17 protein-coding genes are annotated in these 20,699 nt (G+C 60.2%); 8 read left to right on the forward strand and 9 right to left on the reverse strand.

What is annotated here, in order from left to right:
* The first annotated feature begins 134 nt into the window (after positions 1-134).
* The 5 genes from R1T44_RS12420 to R1T44_RS12440 all read left to right on the forward strand — a co-directional run bounded on the left by R1T44_RS12420 (position 135) and on the right by R1T44_RS12440 (position 7,553).
* Positions 135-839 carry a TRAP transporter small permease gene (locus tag R1T44_RS12420; protein WP_288388165.1) on the forward strand — a complete coding sequence of 235 codons (705 nt, stop codon included), beginning with the start codon at positions 135-137 and terminating at the stop codon, positions 837-839.
* Entirely contained in the window at positions 836-2,116 is a 1,281-nt protein-coding gene (locus R1T44_RS12425; protein WP_288388166.1) for a TRAP transporter large permease subunit, read from the forward strand. Before R1T44_RS12420 ends, R1T44_RS12425 begins: the two co-directional genes overlap by 4 nt.
* 73 nt (positions 2,117-2,189) lie before the next feature.
* The gene (locus R1T44_RS12430) at positions 2,190-3,251 is read left to right on the forward strand and encodes an amidohydrolase family protein (RefSeq protein WP_317292125.1); all 1,062 of its coding nucleotides are present in this window, start codon (positions 2,190-2,192) and stop codon (positions 3,249-3,251) included.
* Between the two features lie 42 nt (positions 3,252-3,293).
* Positions 3,294-4,877 carry an aldehyde dehydrogenase (NADP(+)) gene (locus R1T44_RS12435; protein ID WP_317292126.1) on the forward strand — a complete coding sequence of 528 codons (1,584 nt, stop codon included), beginning with the start codon at positions 3,294-3,296 and terminating at the stop codon, positions 4,875-4,877.
* Between the two features lie 453 nt (positions 4,878-5,330).
* Complete coding sequence (locus R1T44_RS12440) at positions 5,331-7,553, forward strand: sensor domain-containing phosphodiesterase (RefSeq protein ID WP_317292127.1); 2,223 nt, start codon at positions 5,331-5,333, stop codon at positions 7,551-7,553.
* Positions 7,554-8,249: 696 nt separating this feature from the next.
* Here the strand turns inward: R1T44_RS12440 and R1T44_RS12445 are convergent.
* On the reverse strand, positions 8,250-9,170 hold the full coding sequence (locus R1T44_RS12445) for a LysR substrate-binding domain-containing protein (RefSeq protein ID WP_317292128.1): 921 nt from the start codon (positions 9,168-9,170) through the stop codon (positions 8,250-8,252).
* Positions 9,171-9,374: 204 nt separating this feature from the next.
* Here R1T44_RS12445 and R1T44_RS12450 point away from each other — a divergent pair, with 204 nt between their 5' ends.
* Entirely contained in the window at positions 9,375-10,316 is a 942-nt protein-coding gene (locus R1T44_RS12450; protein WP_288388130.1) for a DMT family transporter, read from the forward strand.
* 200 nt (positions 10,317-10,516) lie between these two features.
* On the opposite strand, the gene R1T44_RS12455 is transcribed toward R1T44_RS12450, so the two are convergent.
* From R1T44_RS12455 to R1T44_RS12480, 6 genes are all read right to left on the reverse strand, one after another.
* Positions 10,517-11,800 (reverse strand): TRAP transporter large permease, encoded by a 1,284-nt coding sequence (locus R1T44_RS12455; protein WP_024952532.1) that lies wholly within the window; start codon positions 11,798-11,800, stop codon positions 10,517-10,519.
* Positions 11,797-12,426 carry a TRAP transporter small permease gene (locus R1T44_RS12460; RefSeq protein WP_131432344.1) on the reverse strand — a complete coding sequence of 210 codons (630 nt, stop codon included), beginning with the start codon at positions 12,424-12,426 and terminating at the stop codon, positions 11,797-11,799. The genes R1T44_RS12455 and R1T44_RS12460 overlap by 4 nt, the downstream gene beginning before the upstream one ends.
* A 3-nt stretch (positions 12,427-12,429) precedes the next feature.
* Positions 12,430-13,404, reverse strand: a complete 975-nt coding sequence (locus R1T44_RS12465) for a TRAP transporter substrate-binding protein (RefSeq protein WP_131432345.1) — start codon at positions 13,402-13,404, stop codon at positions 12,430-12,432.
* A gap of 458 nt (positions 13,405-13,862) precedes the next feature.
* The gene (gene folE2 / locus R1T44_RS12470; protein ID WP_131432346.1) at positions 13,863-14,762 is read right to left on the reverse strand and encodes a GTP cyclohydrolase FolE2; all 900 of its coding nucleotides are present in this window, start codon (positions 14,760-14,762) and stop codon (positions 13,863-13,865) included.
* Between the two features lie 139 nt (positions 14,763-14,901).
* Entirely contained in the window at positions 14,902-15,330 is a 429-nt protein-coding gene (locus R1T44_RS12475; protein WP_131432347.1) for a DUF4440 domain-containing protein, read from the reverse strand.
* An 80-nt stretch (positions 15,331-15,410) separates the two neighbouring features.
* Positions 15,411-16,472 carry a zinc ABC transporter substrate-binding protein gene (locus tag R1T44_RS12480; protein WP_131432348.1) on the reverse strand — a complete coding sequence of 354 codons (1,062 nt, stop codon included), beginning with the start codon at positions 16,470-16,472 and terminating at the stop codon, positions 15,411-15,413.
* Positions 16,473-16,598: 126 nt separating this feature from the next.
* Between R1T44_RS12480 and R1T44_RS12485 the strand changes: the two genes are divergently transcribed.
* Entirely contained in the window at positions 16,599-17,501 is a 903-nt protein-coding gene (locus tag R1T44_RS12485) for a metal ABC transporter ATP-binding protein (protein WP_131432349.1), read from the forward strand.
* Positions 17,501-18,346 (forward strand): metal ABC transporter permease, encoded by an 846-nt coding sequence (locus R1T44_RS12490; protein WP_131432350.1) that lies wholly within the window; start codon positions 17,501-17,503, stop codon positions 18,344-18,346. Before R1T44_RS12485 ends, R1T44_RS12490 begins: the two co-directional genes overlap by 1 nt.
* 139 nt (positions 18,347-18,485) lie before the next feature.
* On the opposite strand, the gene zigA is transcribed toward R1T44_RS12490, so the two are convergent.
* Both zigA and R1T44_RS12500 read right to left on the reverse strand, forming a co-directional pair.
* Positions 18,486-19,742: a zinc metallochaperone GTPase ZigA gene (gene zigA / locus R1T44_RS12495; protein WP_131432351.1), complete on the reverse strand. Its 1,257-nt coding sequence runs from the start codon at positions 19,740-19,742 to the stop codon at positions 18,486-18,488.
* A gap of 317 nt (positions 19,743-20,059) precedes the next feature.
* The gene (locus tag R1T44_RS12500; RefSeq protein ID WP_131432352.1) at positions 20,060-20,644 is read right to left on the reverse strand and encodes a HupE/UreJ family protein; all 585 of its coding nucleotides are present in this window, start codon (positions 20,642-20,644) and stop codon (positions 20,060-20,062) included.
* Positions 20,645-20,699 lie beyond the last annotated feature (55 nt).

A 20,699-nucleotide genomic window follows, 5' to 3' on the forward strand; every position in this document is an offset into this window, starting at 1 on the left:
AGCGCCTGTGTCATCAGTCCCTGACATCAGTCCCAGCCACCGACACGCGGCAGTGCCCTTTTCGCTGCAACCAGAGGGGCGCAATGACAGCGCTGCCGCACCGTCATCGAGATGCCTCCTTCGGGGATGACACCATGAACAAACTGACCCAAGAGATGCCGTTATCCATGCCGATCAAACCGCCCTCTGCCACGCATGCCGAGTCCCGCAAGGCCGCTGGCGCTGCGCAGGACACGGCAGCTCCGCAGAACAAGACAACTGTGCAGGAAAAGATAGCCCCGCAGGACAAGGCCGCCCCCTCGAGCATTGCCGTCGGCATCACGGCGCTGTTCAAGGGACTCGAGAAGACCCTGACCCTGCTGATGGTGCTGGCGCTGGTGGCGATGATCGTACTGGTATTCGTCAATGTGGTGCTGCGCTACGGCTTCAACAGCGGCATCTCGATCAGTGTCGAGCTGTCCCGCTTCCTGTTCGTGTGGGTCACCTTCATGGGTGCGGTCACGGCACTGATCCGCCAGGAGCACCTGAGCGTCAATACCTTCGCCGACAAGCTGCCTGCGGCCATGCGCGCAGGGCTTGATCGGCTGGTGACCCTGGCGATGCTCGGCTGCTGCCTGATGCTGCTCAAGGGCAGCTATGCCCAGACGGTGCTCAACTGGAGCAACCTCTCTCCCATCAGCGGCATTCCGGTCGGCGTCTTCTATCTCGCCGGCCTGATGGCGGGCGTGCTGATGTCACTGATTCTGCTCTGGCGTCTGCTGACGCCGCTGACACTGCATGCTGTCACGCCGCGCGTCGCGCCGAGCCACGCCTCTGATTCGCAAGGAGATACGCCATGACCATCGGGCTCTTCCTCGGCTCCCTGCTGGCCGCGATCGGCCTGAGCCTCCCCATCGCCTTCGCCCTGCTGGTCAGTGCCATCGTGCTGATGCTGCATCTGGATCTGTTCAACTCGCAGATCCTAGCCCAGAACCTGGTCAATGGCGCCGACAGCTACACCCTGCTGGCCATTCCCTTCTTCCTCACCGCCGGTGAAGTGATGTCGCGCGGCGGGCTTTCCCAGCGCATCGTCACGCTGGCGATGTCACTGGTGGGCCACCGCAAGGGCGGGCTCGGCTTCGTGGCCATCTTCGCCGCCATCGTCATGGCCAGCCTGTCCGGTTCCGCCGTCGCCGATACCGCGGCGCTGGCCAGCATGCTGCTGCCGATGATGCACAAGGCCGGCTATCCGCTCGGCCGCTCCTCCGGCCTGATGGCCGCCGGTGGCATCATCGCGCCGATCATCCCGCCCTCCATTCCGCTGATCATCATCGGGGTCGCCGGTGGCATCTCCATCGGCAAGCTGTTCCTCGCCGGCATCGTGCCTGGGCTGATCATGGGTGTGACCCTGGTGGTGATGTGGCTGTTCATGACGCGCAAGGAAGATCTGGTGGTCACGAAGAAGGCCAGCGGGCGTGAACGCCTCAAGGCCCTCAAGGACAGCTTCTGGGCCATCATGCTGCCGGTCATCATCATCGGCGGCATCAAGAGCGGCATCTTCACCCCGACCGAGGCCGGTGTGGTCGCGGCGGTCTACGCCATCTTCGTCGCCACCGTGGTCTACCGCGAACTCGACCTCAGCCAGCTCTACGCCGTGCTCGCCCAGGCCGCCCGCAGCACCGCCATCGTGATGTTCCTGGTCGCTGCGGCGATGGTCGCCTCCTGGCTGATCAGCATCGCCCAACTGCCGCTGATGGTGGCCGGCCTGCTGCAGCCGCTCGCCGATGACCCGCGCATCCTGATGCTCGCCATCATGGGCATCGTGCTGGTGGTCGGCATGGTGATGGACCTGACGCCGACCATTCTGGTGCTCACCCCGATCCTGATGCCCATCGTCAAGCTGGCCGGCATCGACCCGGTCTACTTCGGGATCATGTTCGTTCTCAACTGCGCCATCGGCCTGATCACCCCGCCGGTCGGCAACGTGCTCAACGTGATCACCAGCGTCGGCAATCTCAAGTTCGAGAAGGCGGTCAGTGGCGTCGCGCCCTTCGCCCTCGCCTATGTGGTGATTCTGCTGCTGTTCGTCGCCTTCCCGCAGATCATCACCGTACCGCTTTACTGGATGACCTCATGATGACTTTGACGATGATGAGTTGGGCGCTACTTAGGGCAACCCTGCGCTCAATCATGCCTGTATGGAGATGCAGATGACCTCGCCTTCGATCAAAAGCAATATTCGCGCGCGATCCTTGATCGATGCGCACCATCACTTCTGGGCACTGGATGGCCAGGTGGCGTACCCCTGGTTGGAAGAGTCGCCGGTGGAGAACTTCTTTCTCGGCGATTACGCCGCGATCCGCCGGCCCTTTGTGGCCGCGGACTTGAAGCGACTGGTGCCTGAGGGCTTCCGGCTGGTGGGCAGTGTGCACTGTGAAGCCGAGGCTGCACGCTCGCAGGCACTGGTAGAGACGCGCTGGATCACCCAACAGCAGGCCACTCATGCACTACCGAGCGCGCATGTCGGCTGGGCCGCCTTCGGCACTGACGAGTGCGCCGCTCAGCTGGACGCCCAGCGCGAATCGCCGCTGTTTCGTGGCGTGCGCGCCAAGCCGGTCACCGCCGCCACGCCCCAGACCCGCCAGTCGGTGGCGGGCACCAGCGGCAGTCTGCAGGACCCGCGCTGGTGCGAGGGACTGGCGCTGCTCAAGGAGCGTGACCTGAGCTGGGACCTGCGCGTGCCCGCCTGGCATCTTGAAGAGGCGGCCGCGACGCTTGAGGACTTCGCCGGCTTGCGCGTCATCCTCAACCACAGTGGGCTGCCGTGGGATCGCACGCCACAAGGCCTTACTCAATGGCGCGCAGGCATGCGGGCGCTTGCCGACAACCCGAATGTCGCCGTGAAGCTGTCGGAATTGGGCACGCCCTGGCATGCCTGGGATGCCGGTGCCAATCGCGAGCTGCTGTGTGAAGTGCTGGATATCTTCGGCGCCCAGCGCTGCCTGTTCGCCAGCAACTTCCCGGTCTCCGGCCTCAAGGTCAGCTATGGCGACTGGCTAGCGCTGGTGACCAGCGCCATTGAACAAACGACGAGCGCCGATCTGTGCCAGAACACCCTCGACAAGGTACTGCACGACAACGCCATTCACTGGTATCGGCTACCGATTGCCGCTATCGCATCGCCTACGGGCGCTGCCGCTGTCCCCAGCTCCACCGCTACTACGCCTTCTATTACGTCCTCTACTGCAACCCACACGACACCCACGGCCTGACTCAACCTGCCTCAGGGCTTCACTTATCAAGGAGAAGACACGATGTCACTCAACGGTCATCAGCTTATCGGACAACGCAGCTGCGCCGCTCAGGGCGAGGCGATCCACGCCATCAATCCGGCCACGGGTGAGCGCCTGGAGCCCGCCTATCCGGGCGCCAACGCGAGTACGGTGGAAGAGGCCTGCCAGCTGGCCAGTCAGGCCTTCGATGCCTATCGCGCCACGTCGCCCGACGCGAGAGCCGTCTTCCTCGAGACCATCGCCGAGGAAATCGATGCACTGGGCGACACCCTGACCCAGCGCGCCCTGCAGGAAACCGGCCTGCCCGAGGCACGCCTAAACGGTGAACGCGGCCGCACCTGCGGGCAGCTCAAGCTGTTCGCCAAGGTACTGCGCCGCGGTGAGTGGCAGGATGTGCGCGTCGATCCTGCGCTGCCGGAACGTGCGCCCCTGCCGCGTGCCGACCTGCGCCAACGTCAGATCCCGCTGGGCCCGGTGGCCGTCTTCGGGGCCAGCAACTTCCCGTTGGCCTTCTCGGTGGCCGGTGGCGATACCGCTTCAGCGCTGGCCGCGGGCTGCCCGGTGGTGGTCAAGGGACACTCGGCCCACCCGGGCACCTCGGAACTGGTCGGTCAGGCCGTGGCGCGCGCCGCCAAGCGTTGCGACATGCCGGAAGGTGTCTTCTCACTACTATTTGGCCCGGGCAATGAGGTCGGCCAGGCACTGGTCAAGCATCCCGAGATCCAGGCGGTCGGCTTTACCGGCTCGCGCAGCGGGGGCACCGCTCTGCTGGCCCTCGCTCAGGCTCGCCCACAGCCGATTCCGGTCTATGCCGAGATGAGCAGCATCAACCCGGTCATCCTGATGCCGGCCGCACTGGAAGCCCGCGGCGAAGCGCTGGGCAGCGCATTCGTCGGCTCGCTCAACATGGGCGCCGGTCAGTTCTGCACCAACCCGGGGCTAGTGCTGGCCATCAAGGGCGAAGCACTGAAGCGCTTCAAGCAAGCCGCCATCCCCGCCATCAAGGCAAGTCCGGTGCAGACCATGCTGACGCCGGGCATCCACAAGGCCTATGCCGAAGGCGTGGCGAGCCTGTCCTCACAGCCCGGCATCACCTGCCTGGCCAGTGGCGAAAGCGACTCTCCCATCGCCAGCCCCTGTCAGACCCAGCTGTTCAGCACCCAGGCGAGTGACTTCCTGGTCAATGAAGCCATGCAGGCGGAAGTCTTCGGCTCCAGCTCGTTGATCATCGAATGCGATGATCTCGCTCAGCTCAAGCAGGTCTGCAGCGCGCTGGAAGGCCAGCTGACCGCCACTCTGCACCTGGATGAGGCCGATCACGATGCCGCACGTCAGCTGCTGCCAGTGCTGGAGCGTCGCGCCGGGCGCATCCTCGTCAATGGCTGGCCGACAGGGGTCGAAGTCTGCGATGCCATGGTCCACGGTGGCCCCTGGCCCGCCACCTCCGACAGTCGCACCACCTCAGTCGGCACCGCCGCGATTCACCGCTTCCTGCGCCCGGTCTGCTATCAGGACCTACCGGATGCCCTGCTGCCACCGGAACTCAAGCACGACGCGCCCTCCGACATCAATCGACTGGTGGATGGGGTACGGGAAGGTCAATGAAGTACAACGACTGTAACTAGAATACTTGCTTAGCGTTTCTGTTAGGTGCCCGCCGGATAGGTGAAGGCACACGAGCGGCTGGAGGCCGTATGCCAGCCGCTCGAGCCAATAGCAACTCATCAGGGTTTACTTGCAAGATAAATTCTTCTTTAATCAATTGCATCGATCTGCAATGCGACTCGCCCTGGCTGTACCTCGTCCAGCTTGAACTATGACTTACCAGCACTACCACATTTCCCCCAATGCGGCAGGATGGTAGCAACAGAGCGGTAAACCGGATTCCCGAGAAGGCACGACCTCGTGAACCTCAGCGATATGCTATACCTGTATCAGTTCCTCCAGATGCGCCCATAGCTGGCTCACCCCATACTGAGAGGACTGCTTGAAGACGCTCTTTCCTCGTCATTGATACTTATTCATCGTAGGGTGTTACCGTAGCAAAAAGAGGGCTGTATGGAGGGTCAAAAAGTGGTCAACTGGTTAGTAATATTGAAGGCGCAGCTGGAAGTGCAAGAGCGAATTTTGCAACAAGCGCCACTTGAGGAGATCCTTGACGCTGTCACGCGTCAAGTCGAGCTACTACTCCCAGAGGCAATTATTGGGTTCATGAGCTTTGATACCAAGGATAAAACGCTCAGTCTTCTTCGCAGTCGATACTTCTCATTACCTTACCAAGAATGCCTTCAGTCGGTTGAGGTCGGACCTGATGTGGCATCTTTCGGCTGTGCAGCCTTTTATCATAAGCCTATAATCACTGAAGATATCCGCACTGACTCGCGCTGGTCAGCATTCTACGATGCCGCAGAAAGCGAAGGACTACGTGCATGTTGGTCGACCCCTATCCTGACCACTAAAAACGAACTGATTGGGATTTTCAGCATCTACTTCCGTAAGCCCTGCTATCCTGATGAGGTCAGTCGACTAGGCTTAGAGCAATCCGCTGGGCTATTATCTTTGGCCTTTCTGCGTAAACGCGATATTACCGATCTTCGGATGCTATCTGAGTGGCATCGTTCGCTTTACTTGAATCACCCTGAAGGAGTCTATGAGTTTGACTTAACAGGGCGCTTCCAGCGTGGTAATGCGGCACTTACTCGCATTACGGGATATCATGAAAAAGAGTTGATCGGTCGACACTTCAATGAGTTTATCGAGCCAGCATATCGCGAACTGACACAGTCAGGATATAATATTGCCAGACAAGGTGGGACACACCAGTATGAGACTGTAGGGATCCACCGTGATGGTCATAACTATCGACTACAGATTTTTAATTTCCCAGTTTCAGTAGATGGTGAAGTGGTAGGGGTCTACGGTGTCTGCCACGACATTACCCAACAGCGCGAACAAGAAGTTCAGCTTTCCTACCAGGCGACACATGATTTGCTTACTGGTCTACCCAACCTCACATTTTTCGACGAGTGCCTACAGGTTTTATTTAAAAACAATCGACATGATCAGCTGTCGTTTACAATAATGCAAATTGGCCTAGATGGATTCAAAACGATAAACCGTAGTCTTGGTTACCAAAATGGCAATCAACTGCTGATAGCAGTGAGCCTCCGATTACGCCAAACAGTAGATAGTGCTGTCACATTAGCCCGTATAGGCGGGGACGAGTTCGCCCTATTAATTCCCTCTCAAGATAGTCGCCAGTCCAGTATCGAGTTAGCTGAGCGCATACTAGACTCACTGTCTAGCCCCTTTGTAATTGATGATACACCTCTCCGTATCAGTGCCAGCATCGGTATCGTTGACAACATCGAGGACGTACGATGCTCCCGCGAGCTGATGCCGATGGCCGACTTAGCCATGCTCGATGCCAAACGGCAGGGCTACAACACTTGGTGCTGGTATCTCAGTGGTCAAAACCAACTCAACCGGGATAACGTACAGTTACATCATGACCTGCATACAGCACTACATAAGGATCAGAATCAGTTTGAGCTTTATTACCAGCCTATCGTAGAGGCGGTAAATGGACGTATATGCGGATTAGAGGCATTGATTCGTTGGCACCACCCCACTCGTGGATTAGTCTCTCCTGGAGTGTTCATTCCCCTAGCCGAACAAACGGGGCAAATTGTTCAACTAGGCCGTTGGATACTGCGCCATGCATGCCAAAATGCCGTAGAGATGCGCGCCAAAAGCGAACAAGTGATACCAGTCGCCGTCAATGTTTCGTCTCTTCAGTTTAGGCGCGACGATTTCTTGAGAAACCTTCAAGAAATACTAGATGAAACTTGCTTGCCGCCACATTTATTGGAGCTGGAGATTACCGAGAGCGTACTCATAGATTGGGCCCATAAAGCTATCGAATTGATCAATGCACTTAAGACAATGGGCATCCGGGTCGCGCTAGACGATTTCGGCACTGGCTACTCCAGCCTCAGCTATCTACGTGATTTACCAATTCACAAGGTAAAACTCGATCGAGCTTTCATCCAAGATATTGATTCCAATCGCAGCCATGCTGCAATTGTGGAAGGTATCATCACTATGTCACATCATTTAAACTTAGTTGTAGTCGCAGAGGGCATTGAGAATCAAGAACAACAACAAGCTCTAATATGCCATAACTGCGATTTATTGCAGGGTTTCTATTTTGCCAAACCTATGCCAAAAAGAGAGTACATGGGGCTACCTAATCTACTCCCACTGCTTTCTGATGCCTGAGTATCAGGTTAAACACGCTATCGATAGCCAGGGCCTGTCACCCCGGTAATGCTGAGTAATAGCAGCACGAGGCCTCATATTAAACTGGGTTACTGGAGTCAAGTACACATCCTCGTAATCACGCAGAGTCTGGTGCTTATCGACTGGATTGGCCATCGGCGCGGTATCTGTCGCTGATGGCCATCATCATAACCTTACCAACGCTTCCTCACACGGGCCGACAGCTGACTCCGGTCTTCTGGTGACTTCGAAATCTCGAACCAAGCGAGTAGCAACCCGGCGTATCGAGCGTCGCTAAAGTCATTGAGGTCTATGTGAGATCGTAGGCCATCACCTACAGGTTGGCTCGAGCGAGCCGCACCTACTAACCGAGCCTTCTCTCTTCGTGGTTAAGGGTGCCAGCATTACGCACTAGGTCTAGGACGCCCGAGATCATAACAAAGACGGGACTCAACCGCGCGGCCAGCCACAGCGGCGCTTTCTTCTGACACAATCTACTGCCAGACACCGCCTGATTGACTACAACTCCAGACTAGTTATTACAGATTTAGATATAAAATTTTAAAACTCCTGAAGATCACATTGAAAAATACTTTGATGGACACTTTCAGCATACATCGCTCCCCATGCAAGGACTTCCTCCATACCCCAGCGAGCTACAGCTGCCTAAAAGTCCGATATGTTGAGCCCTCCTGCTCAGACATTCTGCCCTGACACACCACCCTCCCCAGCCTTGGCGATCAGCCAATCTCGGAACAGTCGCGCGGAGGCCGAGAGCGGTCGATCGAGATCAAACACGAGATGCTCCGCGAGGCCGGTGATCGCGCGATGATCCGTGACACGAACCAGCTCGCCCTTGGCGATGGCGTCCGCCGCCATGAAGTCCCACGCCAGTCCGATGCCGGCACCTCGCTGGATGGCGGCGAAGGTCAGCGTCAGCTGGTTGAAGGTGATGTCTGACTTGGGCGGGCGGTAGTGAATACCGAAATGGGCGAACCAATGAGACCAGTCCATGCAGTTCCAGGAGGAGTCCAGCTGAATCAGCGGCCGCTGAGCCAGCTCTTCCAGCGAAAGCTCCTGCTCCTTGATCACATCGGGGCGCGCCACCGGATAGATATCTTCGTGAATCAGCGGCGTGGCACCCAGCGCTGGCCATTCGCCGTCGCCATAGAGGATCGCGAGATCATGGTCCGACACCATGCTGGCACCCATCTCGTTGCTGGCGTGGATATGCACGGTGATCTCGGGGTGCTCGGCGCTGAAGCGCAACAGGCAGGGGAACAGCCAGTACTGGGAGACGGCATGCGTTGCCAGCACGCTGACGGTGTCAGAGTGCTGAAGCGCGCGCAGGCGCTGTCCGGCCATCTCGAGCCCTTGCAGCGCCGGCAGAATGTGCTGCTGGTAGAGCATTCCCGCCTTGGAAAGCGTGACACCGCGCGCCTTGCGCACGAACAGCGGCGTGCCAAGTGACGCTTCCAGCGCGCGAATCTGCTTGCTGATGGCGCTCTGGGTCAGGCACAGCTCATCGGCGGCACGGGTGAAGCTTCCCAAGCGACTCACGGACTCGAAGGCCGCGAGTCCCTCCAGTGAGGGAAGATGGCGAAAACGTCCTGCCATGGGGGCTCCCTGTATTTGGAATTGTGTCAGTGTTCGTCATTGCGCTCGCGCGGATGGCTCCAGGCAGCTCTCTCGGCGCACATTCCTTGATGGAATGTCTGGATGCGGCAAAGTCGCTGCTTGATCCCGAAGTAACGCATTAGAGTGACCCCTTGATCAAGACAAGGGCGACTCATCATGAAAAAAGCAATAGTCCATGCTGGCATGGCAGGCCCCCTCTGGGGAGGCGTCATCGTGTTGCCCTCATTACTTGGCGACATCCATCCAGTGGTCATCAGCTGCGCACGTTTCGGGCTCTACGGACTGTTTGCCGCGGCGATCGCGTTACCCCATGCTCGCCGTCTGTCCGCTCGCCTCACTGCGCGCGATACCCGCTTGCTGCTGGAGTTGGCGCTGACAGGCAATGTGGCGTATTTCATCCTGCTGACGGCAGCAGTCCAATATGCCGGTGTGGCCATTGCGGCATTGATCAACGGGCTGGTGCCGGTGGCGGTGATGTTGATCGGGAGACGCCATATTCAGGCGAGCCGCCTGTCCGTGAGCCTGTCCCTGACACTGATCGGGGTGGGAATCGTCTGCATGAACGTGCCTGTTCTACTTCGCTTCCTGCAGGGGGCAGGAGAGTGGCGAGACCTGATCGGCGTGCTGTGTGGCTCGCTCGGCGTGATGTCCTGGGCATGGTTCGCGTTGCGCAATGCCCAACAACTCAAGGCAGGTCGTTTTTCCGCGCGTGAATGGTCCACCCTGCAAGGCATCGCGACCGGGGTCGTGGCAGTGATGATTCTTGTGTTGGTCGCCGTCTTGCAGCCGCGGATATTGCCGCTGGAGCTCTCGTCTGAACGCTGGCTGGCCTTCACTGCTGCAGCCCTGTTCATGTCGGTCGGGGGCTCCTGGATCGCCAATGCCCTGTGGAATTCCTCGGCCCAGCGCCTGCCGGTATCGGTGGGCGGACAGATGATCGTCTTCGAGACCTGCTGCGCGTTGCTCTACGGATATCTGCTGGCATGGCAATGGCCGCAGAGCAATGAAGTGCTGGGCATGCTGCTGATTCTCGGCGGTGTGATGTGGACGCTGCGCGCCGAGCAGCGTGTGGCCGGCCCTCGAGAGGTTGCGAAAGGCGTACCTGTTACGGGATCAGAGCAGTGAAATACCCCGCCTGATGAAGTCTGGGTTGGCCGATGGTCATTCCTCGCACATTTCACTCGCCTATTTCACTCGCCTATTTCAGACACGACAAGGCCGCCCTTTGAGGCGGCCTTGTCGTGTCTGGCGGGCAGTCTCCACCACTGCCCTCTCGACCATTGCTCTCAGCCATAGCGCTTAACCATGGCGCTCAACCATAGCTATCAACCATAGAAGTGCTCGACAAGACTCATGGGAATCGCCGGCACGTAGGTGACCAACATCAGCACCAGGAAGAGCACGAAAATCATCGGCAGATTGACCTTGGTGGTTTCCCACATGTCCGTCTTGGCGATGGAGCATGAGGTGGCCAGTACCGAAGCCACGGGTGGTGTCTGCTGACCGATGGCCAGATTGAGGGTCAGGATCAGGCCGAAGTGGATGGGGTCGATGCCGATCTGCTGGATCAATGGCATCACGATCGGTACCACCAGGATGATGGCAGCGGCGCCATGCAGGAACATGCCGAGCAGGAGCAGCAGAATGTTGAGCAACGCCAGCACCGCCACCGGGTCCGTGGTGATCGCGGTGATCTCCTGAGCCAGCTGTTGCGGCAGCTGCATCTCGGTGAGGAATAGCCCCAGTACCGCGGATGTGGCGACCAGCAGCATCACGACGGAAGTCTGGATCACGCCATCGATCACCGCGCGATACAGCACCTGCAGGTTCAGCTCACGATAGACCAGCCCCCCGATGACCAGCGCCGCCAGCACGGCGATGCCTGCGCCTTCGGTGGCGGTCACGAAGCCACCGAAGATGCCGCCCAGAATGATGACCGGCAGCGTCAGGGCCCAGAAGGCCTCGCGGAACGCCTTGCCGAGTGTCGACAGCGAGAAGGCAGCCTCACGCGGCATGTCGTACTTGCGGGCGTAGTAGTAGCAGAGCATCGCCAGCCCCAGACCACCCAGAATCCCCGGGATGATGCCTGCGACGAACAGCTTGACGATGGACGTGTCCGCGATGGCCCCGTAGAGAATCATCGACAGCGACGGCGGAATGATGATGGCAAGCGACGCCGAAGACGACGTGATCGCCGCCGAGAACTGCGGCGTGTACTTGCGCTTCTTCATCTCGGGAATCAGCACCGAACCCGTGGCGGCCACATCGGCCACCGCAGAGCCGGAAATCTCGGCGAAGAACAGCGATACCCCGACATTGACCATCGCCAGGCCACCGCGCACGAATCCGACCATGGCCGTGACGAGGTTGATCAGTCGCATGGAGATGCCCGAGGTATTCATCAGCGCGCCGGCCAGAATGAACAGCGGAATCGCGATCAGCGGGAACTTGGTGGCGCCATTGAAGAGCGTCAGTGGCACGTTCACCAGCGCGTCCACGCCCATGAAGATCACCACTCCGACGACCCCGACGGTGCCGATGGCGACCGCAATGGGCACGTTGATCAACACCAGTGCGAACAGCGCCGCGATAATGATCAGTAGCGTCATGAACGGTGCTCCTTGAGGTCTTGCTCGGCCAGACGGATGGCTTCCGCGATCTCTTCCTCTTCACTGTTGACGCCTGCACACATCTTGCGCCAGGCATGAGGCAGACTCAGCAGTTCACACAGAATGAAGAGCGCCGCACTGATCGGAATCACCGACTGGGTGACGTCTAGACCGATGGTCGGCAAGGCGATGAGGGAGTCCCAGGCCAGCACGTCCAGCACCTGATAGCCGAACCAGCCCACCACGGCAAAGAAACCGATCACGATTAGCTCAGAGGTAATGAACAGCGTACTGCGCAGTGCGATGGGCGCCTTGGTGATCAGACCAGGGAAGCCCATGTGGGAACGCTTCAGAGCCGCCAGACCAGCACCATAGAAGCTGAGCCAAGCCAGATTGATCGAGGCGACCTCGTCATACCAGGGCAAGGAGCCACCGAAGGTACGCAAGGCCACCGCCGCCAGCACGATCACCGTCAGCGAGAGCAGTAACCCGACGGTGAACACTTCCAGGCAGCGTTCCACCACCTGGTTGACTCTGTCCAGCAGAGTCACGTCAGTCGTGGCCGTCAGTCCTTCCCCACTCTCGGTGGGGAAGGTTGCCTTGGCCGCATGGGAATGCGAGCTCATGACTTACTCCTTGGCCAGTGCCATGGCCCGGTCAACCATCGCCTGGCCACCGTCGACCTTGTCGGAGAACGCCTGATAGACCGGCGCACTCGCGGTGACGAAGGCATCCCGATCCACCTCATTGACGGCCATGCCGCCCGCCTTGAGGCTCGCCAGCAGCTTGTCATCCAGTTCTGCACCCTTGGCGAAGGCCCAGCTCTGGGTCTCGGCGGACACCTCGGCAATCGCGGCCTTCACGTCCTCGGGCATCTTGCCCCAGCCGGCCTGACTGCTGGTCAGCCAGATGGGCGAATAGACATGATTGGAGAGTGACAGGTACTTCTGGACCTCCTGGAACTTGGCACCATCGATGTTGGAAAGCGGGTTCTCCTGGCCGTCGACCACCCCGGTCTGGAGTGCCACGAAGACTTCCGAGAAGGCCATCGGTGTCGGATTGGCGCCCCACGCCGTGAACATGCCGGTACGCCATTCGCTCTGCGGGGTGCGCAGCTTCAGCCCGTCCAGGTCTTCCGGCTCCACCACGGGATGTTCATTGTTGGTGATCTGGCGGAAGCCGTTCTCCCAGGTGGAGACCAGTTTGAGGCCCTTTGCCTTGGCATCCTCGGCCAGGTCAGTCATCACGATCTCGTCATCGATGCGCTTGAGGTGCTCGCGATCCTTGACCATGAACGGCATGTCAAACAGCGCAAAACTTGGCGAGACGGACGACATCACCGAGGAAATCGCGGCCAGATCGACCGTGCCGAGGCGCAGCTTCTGGATCAGCTGGCGCTCATCGCCCAGCTGACCGCTGTGGTAGTACTCGACCTGATGCTCATCCCCGAGTCGAGCCTGCAGACTATCGGCGAAATGTTGTGCAGTCAGACCTTGCAGACTGTTGGGGCTACCGCCGATGGCAAACACGATCTTCTCGGCATGCGCGGTGGTGGTACCCAAGGCGGCGGCTAACAGCGTGGCGGCAAGCATGGCTCGCTTCATTGTCGAATCCCTTTGATTGTTATGATTCTGGATATGGACGTATCGGGCCTGGCTTGCCATTTGATCGCTCCGGACCTGAGTCTGTGTTGGCGAGACTGACTCACGTGCGTCACGTTCAAATTCCACTCCCTCAAGTGGACTGCAAACCATACCAGATGAAGCAAAACTTAGTCGTCCACTGCCGCATCGGTCAATCACATCGCCGCAGAAATAGACCTTTGTCTAGCGAAACACGCAACAATCCCCCTTCCACAGCCTCATCTGGACTGGATGGCAAACCACATACCGACATCGCCCGTCTGCTATCGTTAGCAGCGGTGTCTGGAGGTTTTTTAGCCCTGCAAAACCAAAAGCCCCGCCGATTTTCTCGGCGGGGCGTGCATGCGGATCAAAGACGTCAACGCCTCGAAATAGGGCGTAACTAAAGAACGAAGCTGAAGAACCAGGCTGGACTTCACTTAGTCACGGCGACCCCAGGCCACGGCGTCGTGCGGGTGAAGGCTTTCGATATGCCGTACATGCACATGCGCCTCGCCGTCTGAGATCGCCAGGCCATTGATCAACCTGCGTGCAGCGTCTTCGACGAACATCAGATTCTGACCATTGAGCGCCGCGAAGGCCTGCTCATCAGCGCGTTTCACGGCCGTCTGGACCGGCGTGGCCACGGCCTGTTCGATGGCATCGATCAGTGCGATCAACCCCAAATCCCGCGCAGCGGGCTTCAGCTCGACCTGGACCTGCGCCTCGCTACGCTGGCTGTGGGGCGTGGCCAGAGTAGCGTTGTGGGTGAGCCACTCGGCGACCTGCGCAGGCGTCAGCGTGGTGTCATTGCGATGAGCCGCCAGGAATGCCTGCTCGATCAGCTGGCGCGACAGGGCCGCCGAGCACGGACAGGTGGAGGAATACCCCACCGTGACACTGGCCTGCAGTGTGAACCTGTCCTCGTGCAGGCTGGCCTCCAGCGTGACGGGATAGGACTTCCATCCTGAGAGTTGCGGTGTGACTAGCGCCGGACGTTTCACCAACAGCGCGAATTCCAGCCTGACGCGTGCATTGCGCGAGGCGCAGTCGTGATGGCTTGCCACCATCGCGGCGAGCACGTCCTGCAGATTGCCCGGGGTCAGTGGCTCGCCCTCCGCCAGCCCATCCAGCAGGCGGTAAAGGCGCGACATGTGAATACCCTTGGTATGCGGCATCGGCAGGTCGACCTGCGCATCCACGTGGGCATGCAATTCACGGCGATAATCGCCCTCCTCGATGAGTACAGGCAGATCGATCCCCTGCATGCCCACCCATTCCAGGGGACTCAAGGAGCGCGAGCGCTCGGTCAGGGAAACGTCGGGGAGTATTGCGGTCATTCGTCAGATATCCAAAGCGGCCCTCGTCAGTGACCGCCTCCCTCAGGATGCAGGAAGGCGGCACTAAGCTCAGCCTAAGTGTGGGGTGTGTCAGAAGAAATGAAGAGCAGAGCGCGGACGGCTCGTCGTCAGCGCAGGATCATCCCGCCAGTCGTGAGGAATGATGGCCGGTAATCTTCCACTCGCCGAGAATCTCCTCGAAGGTGAACAGAAAACGGGCCGGAATCGTGACCGTCTCGTCAGCGACGCGATATTCGAAGGTGTAGTGCCCTCCAATCACGACGGTACCCAGCTTGCGACTGACTCGGGGTGAGTACTCCCCCAACTCGCAGGCCAGCGCTTCATTGGCGAGAAAGCCATCGAAGTAGGCCTGTCGTTGCTGGCGATTCTCACGCACATCATCGGCGACCGTCGGCACCAGAATCGCGTCCTCTGCATACAGCGAGAGAAGCGTCTCCTTCTCCCCGCGAGTGACGGCAATCGCCCAGCGCTCCAGCGTGCGCGTCGCGGCATTGATGCAGAACTCTGCGTCACGCTCACTCAGCAGTGGCGATGTCGGGTGGGGCATGCGGTGGCTCTCCCTTGAGGATGAGGCTCTTGAGGAAAGACGGGGGCCGACAGCGCCCCCGTCGATTTGTCACGGAGCGATCAGGCGTCGGCACACCGCAGGATGCCCTGTCCCAGGCGCTCGATCAGCTGCGGATACAGCGTCTCGCCCAGCGGCAGTCCCACACCCAGCGGCTCGAAGACGATGGAGGTCTTGACACCGGTTCCCTCGAAGACGCTCTCGATCAACGCCGGGTTGTACTGTGGCTCTCGGAAGACGCACTGGATGTCGTCCTGCTTCACGCGCGCCTGGATCTCCTTGACGCGGGCCGGGCTGGGGGTGGAGGCGTCGCCCAGCGAGATGGCACCAGACGCCGGCACGTCGAAGCGGTGCTCGAAGTACTGATAGGCATCATGGAAGACAATGTAGCGAGTGCCCTGCACCTGAGCCAGACGCGCTGACAGTGATTCGGTCAGCGCCTCGAGCTCCTGCTGCCCCGCCTGGGCATTGCTGCGATAGGTCGCCGCGTGCTCCGGGTCCTGTGCTGCCAGTGACTCCGCAATGGCGCCCAGCCAGGTGTGAGCATTCACCGGGTCCAGCCAGCCATGGGGATTCTCGCCGTCATGACCATGCTCGTCGTGATGCTCGTCGTGATCTGCATGGGCTTCGTGATCGCCATCGTGATGCTCGTCATGGTCGCCGTGATGCTCGTCGTGATCCGCATGGGCTTCGTGGCCACCATGCTCGTCGTGCTCTTCGCCATGCGCGGAAGAGGCTTCATCAGCGTGATGATGTGCCTCGAAGGTGGGGCCCGAACGATAGGTCAAGTGCAGGGTGCCCGGCACCTCCATCAACTCGACGGCATCGGCATCCGCGGCCAGCGACGCACGCGCCTTGGCAAGCCAGGGCGTCAGCTCATCACTGACGAAGAACACCACATCCGCATCGGACAGTGCCCTGGCCTCGGAGGGACGCATGGAATAGCCATGCGGTGAAGCGCCTGACTGGATGACCAGATCGGGGCTGCCCAGCTCCCCCATGACACGTGCCACCAGTGAGTGCACCGGGGGGATGTCCACCGCGACCGATGGCACCTCGGCCACTGCCACGGCAGGTGCCAGCATCAGGGGCAGAGAGAGGGAAGGCAGTAACCGATGGCGCATGGCGGTTCTCCAATAGAGGCGATATCGCGGAAGGAAGATCGAAGGCTGCAATGACCAGACCCAATATGTTATAACATAACATTAATTGTTACTGCCCCGTCAACTCTTCAGCGCCAAGAGGTCCCCATGTCGCTGTTATCGATCAAAAATCTGTGTGTCACGCTCGGCAGGCATCGTATCCTCGATGCGATCGATCTCGAGGTTGAGCGCGGCGAAATCGTTACCCTGGTAGGCCCCAATGGCTCAGGCAAGTCCACGTTGCTTCGCAGCATCATCGGGGCGGTGTCCCCGACGAGCGGGCGGATACATCGTCAACAAGGCTGCAGAATCGGCTACGTCCCCCAGCGCCTGAGCCTGGACCCGACACTGCCGATGACGGTGGTGCGTTTCCTGAATCTGCCCCATCGCCATTCGCGCGCGGCGGTGGCAAATGCCCTGGCGCAGGCCGGCATCCCCGGCGTCGAGCAACAGCAGATCGCCGACCTCTCGGGGGGACAATTCCAGCGTATTCTGCTGGCCCGTGCCCTGATGGATTCGCCCGATATATTGCTGCTCGATGAGGCAACCCAAGGGCTGGATCACCGTGGCATCGCGGACTTCTACCGTCAGATCGATCGCGTCCGCCACACCCTCGGCTGCGGGGTACTGATGGTCAGTCACGAGCTGCATGTGGTGATGCGCGCCTCCGACCGTGTCGTCTGCCTGCATGGCCACGTCTGCTGTCAGGGCACGCCTGAGCGTGTCATGACCTCACCGGCCTACCAGGATCTGTTCGGGCTCGATACCGCTGATGCCCTGGCCTTCTATCGCCATGAGCATTCACACGATCACTCTCCTGCTCAGTCTCACGATCACTCTGACTCTCGCACCCACTCGCCCGCTGACGCTGCGCCCACCTGTCGGCCCTCATCCGGACCTACACCTGCACCTGCACCCGCGCCTGCAGCCAAGCCTGTGCTCAAGCAAACAACGCAGAGCCGAGAACCAGCGCTCCAGCTCATTGCACCGAACGCAGAGGGATGTCACTGATGTTGGAGGGACTGATACTGGATGACTTCATGCTCCGCGCCGCCCTGGCCGGGATATTAGTGGCGCTTGCGGCAGCGCCGCTGGGCTGTTTCGTCGTCTGGCGACGCATGGCCTATTTCGGCGACGCCACGGCCCATGCCGCGATCCTCGGCGTGGCGCTGTCGCTCTTGATGTCCACCTCGATTCTGGCCGGCGTGCTCGTCGTCTCGCTGATCATGGCGACACTGGTCACGCTGCTCAGCGGACGCGGCTACGCCATGGACACCCTGCTTGGCGTGATGGCGCACTCCGCACTCGCCTTCGGCCTGGTGGCCGTCTCCTTCCTGCCCGGCGTACGCATTGACCTGATGGCCTATCTGTTCGGCGATATCCTGGCGGTCAGCAAGACAGACCTCGCAATCATCGCCGCAGGTGGCGTGTTGGTCATCGGCCTCATCTACTGGCGCTGGTCGGCGCTGCTCACTGCCACCCTGAATGAGGACCTGGCGCGTGCCAGCGGCATCAACCCGCGACGCGAGCAGCTGGTGCTGACACTGTCGCTGGCCGTGGTGGTCGCGGTTGCATTGAAGGTGGTCGGTGCGCTGTTGATCACCGCACTGCTGATCATCCCGGCGGCCACGGCGCGCCGCTTCTGTCACACCCCGGAACTGATGGCGATCGCCGCCGCTATCATCGGCGGAGTCTCCACCACCGGCGGGCTGCAAGCAGCTTACTGGCTGGATACCCCCACCGGCCCCACCATCGTGTGCCTCGCCACCCTGCTGTTTGCCCTGAGCACTGCAGCGGCACGCATCTCACGCCTTGTCGCACAGACCGGCAGCGAAGCGTCTGCTCGAGGAAAGTGACGGCCCCTGCCTACTTGATCAGCACAACAGTACCGATCAGGAGCGCCAAAGACGCGCCAGCAATGAAGACACCCCACTGATCGCGGATCAGCGGGGTGTCTGGCGAGTGTCAGCAGTTCAGAGACTCATGCGCCGTCGCTCATTCCCAGGCGGGGAACGGGTCTGGCAGGTCACGCCAGGCTTCCTTGCCCGCCAGCAGCGTGGCGTCATCGAGCTGGCACTCATCCAGCGCCTGGCGGATACGGGCTTCATCCAGGTTCTGACCGATGAATACCAGCTCCTGGCGCATGTCACCGAACGGCTCCTGCCACTTTTCTCGGATCGACTCCAGGTACTCGGGGTCTTCTGGCCATTCGACCTCCGGGACTGCCTTCCAGAACATGCCGCCGAACCCGTAGTGCGCGATGCCGCCGGCCTGGTTCCACTGCCCGGCAAACTGCGGCCGCGTGGCCAGCCAGAAGAAGCCCTTGGAGCGCAGCAGCTTGCCGCCGAACCAGTCTCCGTGGAGCAACTGGTGGAATTTCTCGGGATGGAACGGCACGCGCGCATGGTAGGAGAAGCTAGAGATGCCATATTCCTCGGTCTCCGGCACGTGCTCGCCGCGCATCTCCTTCAGCCAGCCCGGTGCCTGTTGCGCGCGATCGAAACTGAAGCGGCCAGTGTCCAGCACCTTGGAAAGCGGCACGGCACCCTTCGTCATGGGCAGAATCTCGGCCTCCGGGTTGAGCGAGCGCAGCACCGCGCTCAGCTCGGCAAGCTGTGAGGCATCGAGCAAATCCGTCTTGCTTATCAACAACACATCACAGAATTCGATCTGATCGACCAGCAGATCCGCGACATTGCGCTCATCGTCTTCGCCGAGGCTTTCACCCGCTTCGGCCAGTGACTGCGCTTCGCGATACTGGGTCAGGAAGTTGGCGCCATCCACGACGGTGACCATGGTGTCGAGACGCGCGACACTGGAGAGGCACTGACCGTCCTCGTCCTCGAAGGTGAAGGTTTCCGCCACCGGTAGCGGCTCGGAAATGCCGGTGGATTCGATCACCAGGCAATCGAAGCGCCCTTCCTCGGCCAGTCGCCGTACCTCGATGAGCAGGTCCTCACGCAGCGTGCAGCAGATGCAGCCGTTACTCATCTCGACCAGCTGCTCCTCGGCACGATTGAGCGTCACCTCGTTGTCCGCACCGGGCGCGCCACGCACCATGGCAGCATCGATGTTGACCTCGCTCATGTCATTGACGATCACCGCCACCCGACGCCCTTCGCGGTTGGCAAGGATGTGATTGAGCAGCGTCGTCTTGCCGGCGCCCAGAAAGCCGGACAGCACGGTCACTGGCAGGGCCGGAGGCAGTGAAGCGGGCCTGTCAGGAGAGGAAGTCGATTGCAGAGTTGTCATCAGTCATTGCCTTGAATTCGTGAGGGGGCATCACGCCGAATCAGGTGCTGCATGACGCCCATGAGGGCTTGTCTCACAGAGCCCTTGTCAGAGCCCTTGCATCAGCAAGCACGATTGCGCGGCAGGTCGAGGAATGCGCCATCATCCACTCGACCCCAAAATGATACGTTATAACATTTCTACAAGGCAATCCCTTACCCCCTGCCTATAGAAGACAAAAAACGCCCCGCTGACAGGTCAGCGGGGCGTCGATAGCGCAATGAATCCAATGCGAGAGTTCATGTCATCGTCATGAATTCCCTCAACCTGAAATCTTCCTAGACCGCCATGATCACGGCAGAGGCCATCACCGCCCCACCCACCAGACGTGAAGCGATGGCGGGCACGCCCATCAGGCGCTGGCCGATTGCACGGCCCAGCAACGCCAGGGCCAGAGTTGCGACCACGAAGCCCGCCATGTAGCCCGAGGCGCTGCCAGCCGCCGGCATTTCCAGCGCATGGGCGAAACCGTGGCAGGCCATGAAGCCGGTAACCATGACGGCACCAGCCAGGGTCGGCAGACGCAGCAGCAGCGCTACCAGCGCGCCAGAGGCCAGCACCGAGAGCAGAATGCCCTGCTCGGCGATCAGCGCATGCAGCGCCTGACCACCGCTGAGCAGCGCGATGCCCGCCCCCGCCAGCATGCCGACGACCATTAACAGCGGCGTGGCAAGCGTCAAGGCCCGCGACTGACGCGCACTCCAGATGCCGATGGCCAGCATGGCCAGCAGGTGGTCCAGCCCGGTGAAGGGATGCGACAGGCCCGCCATCAGTCCCTGGGCATCATGGCCGGGGTGGGCGAAAGCCGAGGTCGCCACCAGCAGCAGCGAGGTGGCAAGCAGTGCGGAGTGAGAACGCTTCATGTGTCATTCCTGAACAAGATGATGATAAATCCCCCGACACCCGTGGTGAGGCGAA

This window comes from Cobetia amphilecti (assembly GCF_032923285.1).
Lineage (GTDB): Bacteria > Pseudomonadota > Gammaproteobacteria > Pseudomonadales > Halomonadaceae > Cobetia > Cobetia amphilecti.

What these genes read in the sequence shown, in the direction of transcription:
- R1T44_RS12420 (WP_288388165.1), top strand. Translation starts at nt 135, where the DNA reads ATGAACAAACTGACCCAAGAGATGCCGTTATCCATGCCGATCAAACCG.
- R1T44_RS12425 (WP_288388166.1), top strand. Translation starts at nt 836, where the DNA reads ATGACCATCGGGCTCTTCCTCGGCTCCCTGCTGGCCGCGATCGGCCTG.
- R1T44_RS12430 (WP_317292125.1), top strand. Translation starts at nt 2,190, where the DNA reads ATGACCTCGCCTTCGATCAAAAGCAATATTCGCGCGCGATCCTTGATC.
- R1T44_RS12435 (WP_317292126.1), top strand. Translation starts at nt 3,294, where the DNA reads ATGTCACTCAACGGTCATCAGCTTATCGGACAACGCAGCTGCGCCGCT.
- R1T44_RS12440 (WP_317292127.1), top strand. Translation starts at nt 5,331, where the DNA reads ATGGAGGGTCAAAAAGTGGTCAACTGGTTAGTAATATTGAAGGCGCAG.
- R1T44_RS12445 (WP_317292128.1), bottom strand. Translation starts at nt 9,170, where the DNA reads ATGGCAGGACGTTTTCGCCATCTTCCCTCACTGGAGGGACTCGCGGCC.
- R1T44_RS12450 (WP_288388130.1), top strand. Translation starts at nt 9,375, where the DNA reads ATGGCAGGCCCCCTCTGGGGAGGCGTCATCGTGTTGCCCTCATTACTT.
- R1T44_RS12455 (WP_024952532.1), bottom strand. Translation starts at nt 11,800, where the DNA reads ATGACGCTACTGATCATTATCGCGGCGCTGTTCGCACTGGTGTTGATC.
- R1T44_RS12460 (WP_131432344.1), bottom strand. Translation starts at nt 12,426, where the DNA reads ATGAGCTCGCATTCCCATGCGGCCAAGGCAACCTTCCCCACCGAGAGT.
- R1T44_RS12465 (WP_131432345.1), bottom strand. Translation starts at nt 13,404, where the DNA reads ATGAAGCGAGCCATGCTTGCCGCCACGCTGTTAGCCGCCGCCTTGGGT.
- folE2 (WP_131432346.1), bottom strand. Translation starts at nt 14,762, where the DNA reads ATGACCGCAATACTCCCCGACGTTTCCCTGACCGAGCGCTCGCGCTCC.
- R1T44_RS12475 (WP_131432347.1), bottom strand. Translation starts at nt 15,330, where the DNA reads ATGCCCCACCCGACATCGCCACTGCTGAGTGAGCGTGACGCAGAGTTC.
- R1T44_RS12480 (WP_131432348.1), bottom strand. Translation starts at nt 16,472, where the DNA reads ATGCGCCATCGGTTACTGCCTTCCCTCTCTCTGCCCCTGATGCTGGCA.
- R1T44_RS12485 (WP_131432349.1), top strand. Translation starts at nt 16,599, where the DNA reads ATGTCGCTGTTATCGATCAAAAATCTGTGTGTCACGCTCGGCAGGCAT.
- R1T44_RS12490 (WP_131432350.1), top strand. Translation starts at nt 17,501, where the DNA reads ATGTTGGAGGGACTGATACTGGATGACTTCATGCTCCGCGCCGCCCTG.
- zigA (WP_131432351.1), bottom strand. Translation starts at nt 19,742, where the DNA reads ATGACAACTCTGCAATCGACTTCCTCTCCTGACAGGCCCGCTTCACTG.
- R1T44_RS12500 (WP_131432352.1), bottom strand. Translation starts at nt 20,644, where the DNA reads ATGAAGCGTTCTCACTCCGCACTGCTTGCCACCTCGCTGCTGCTGGTG.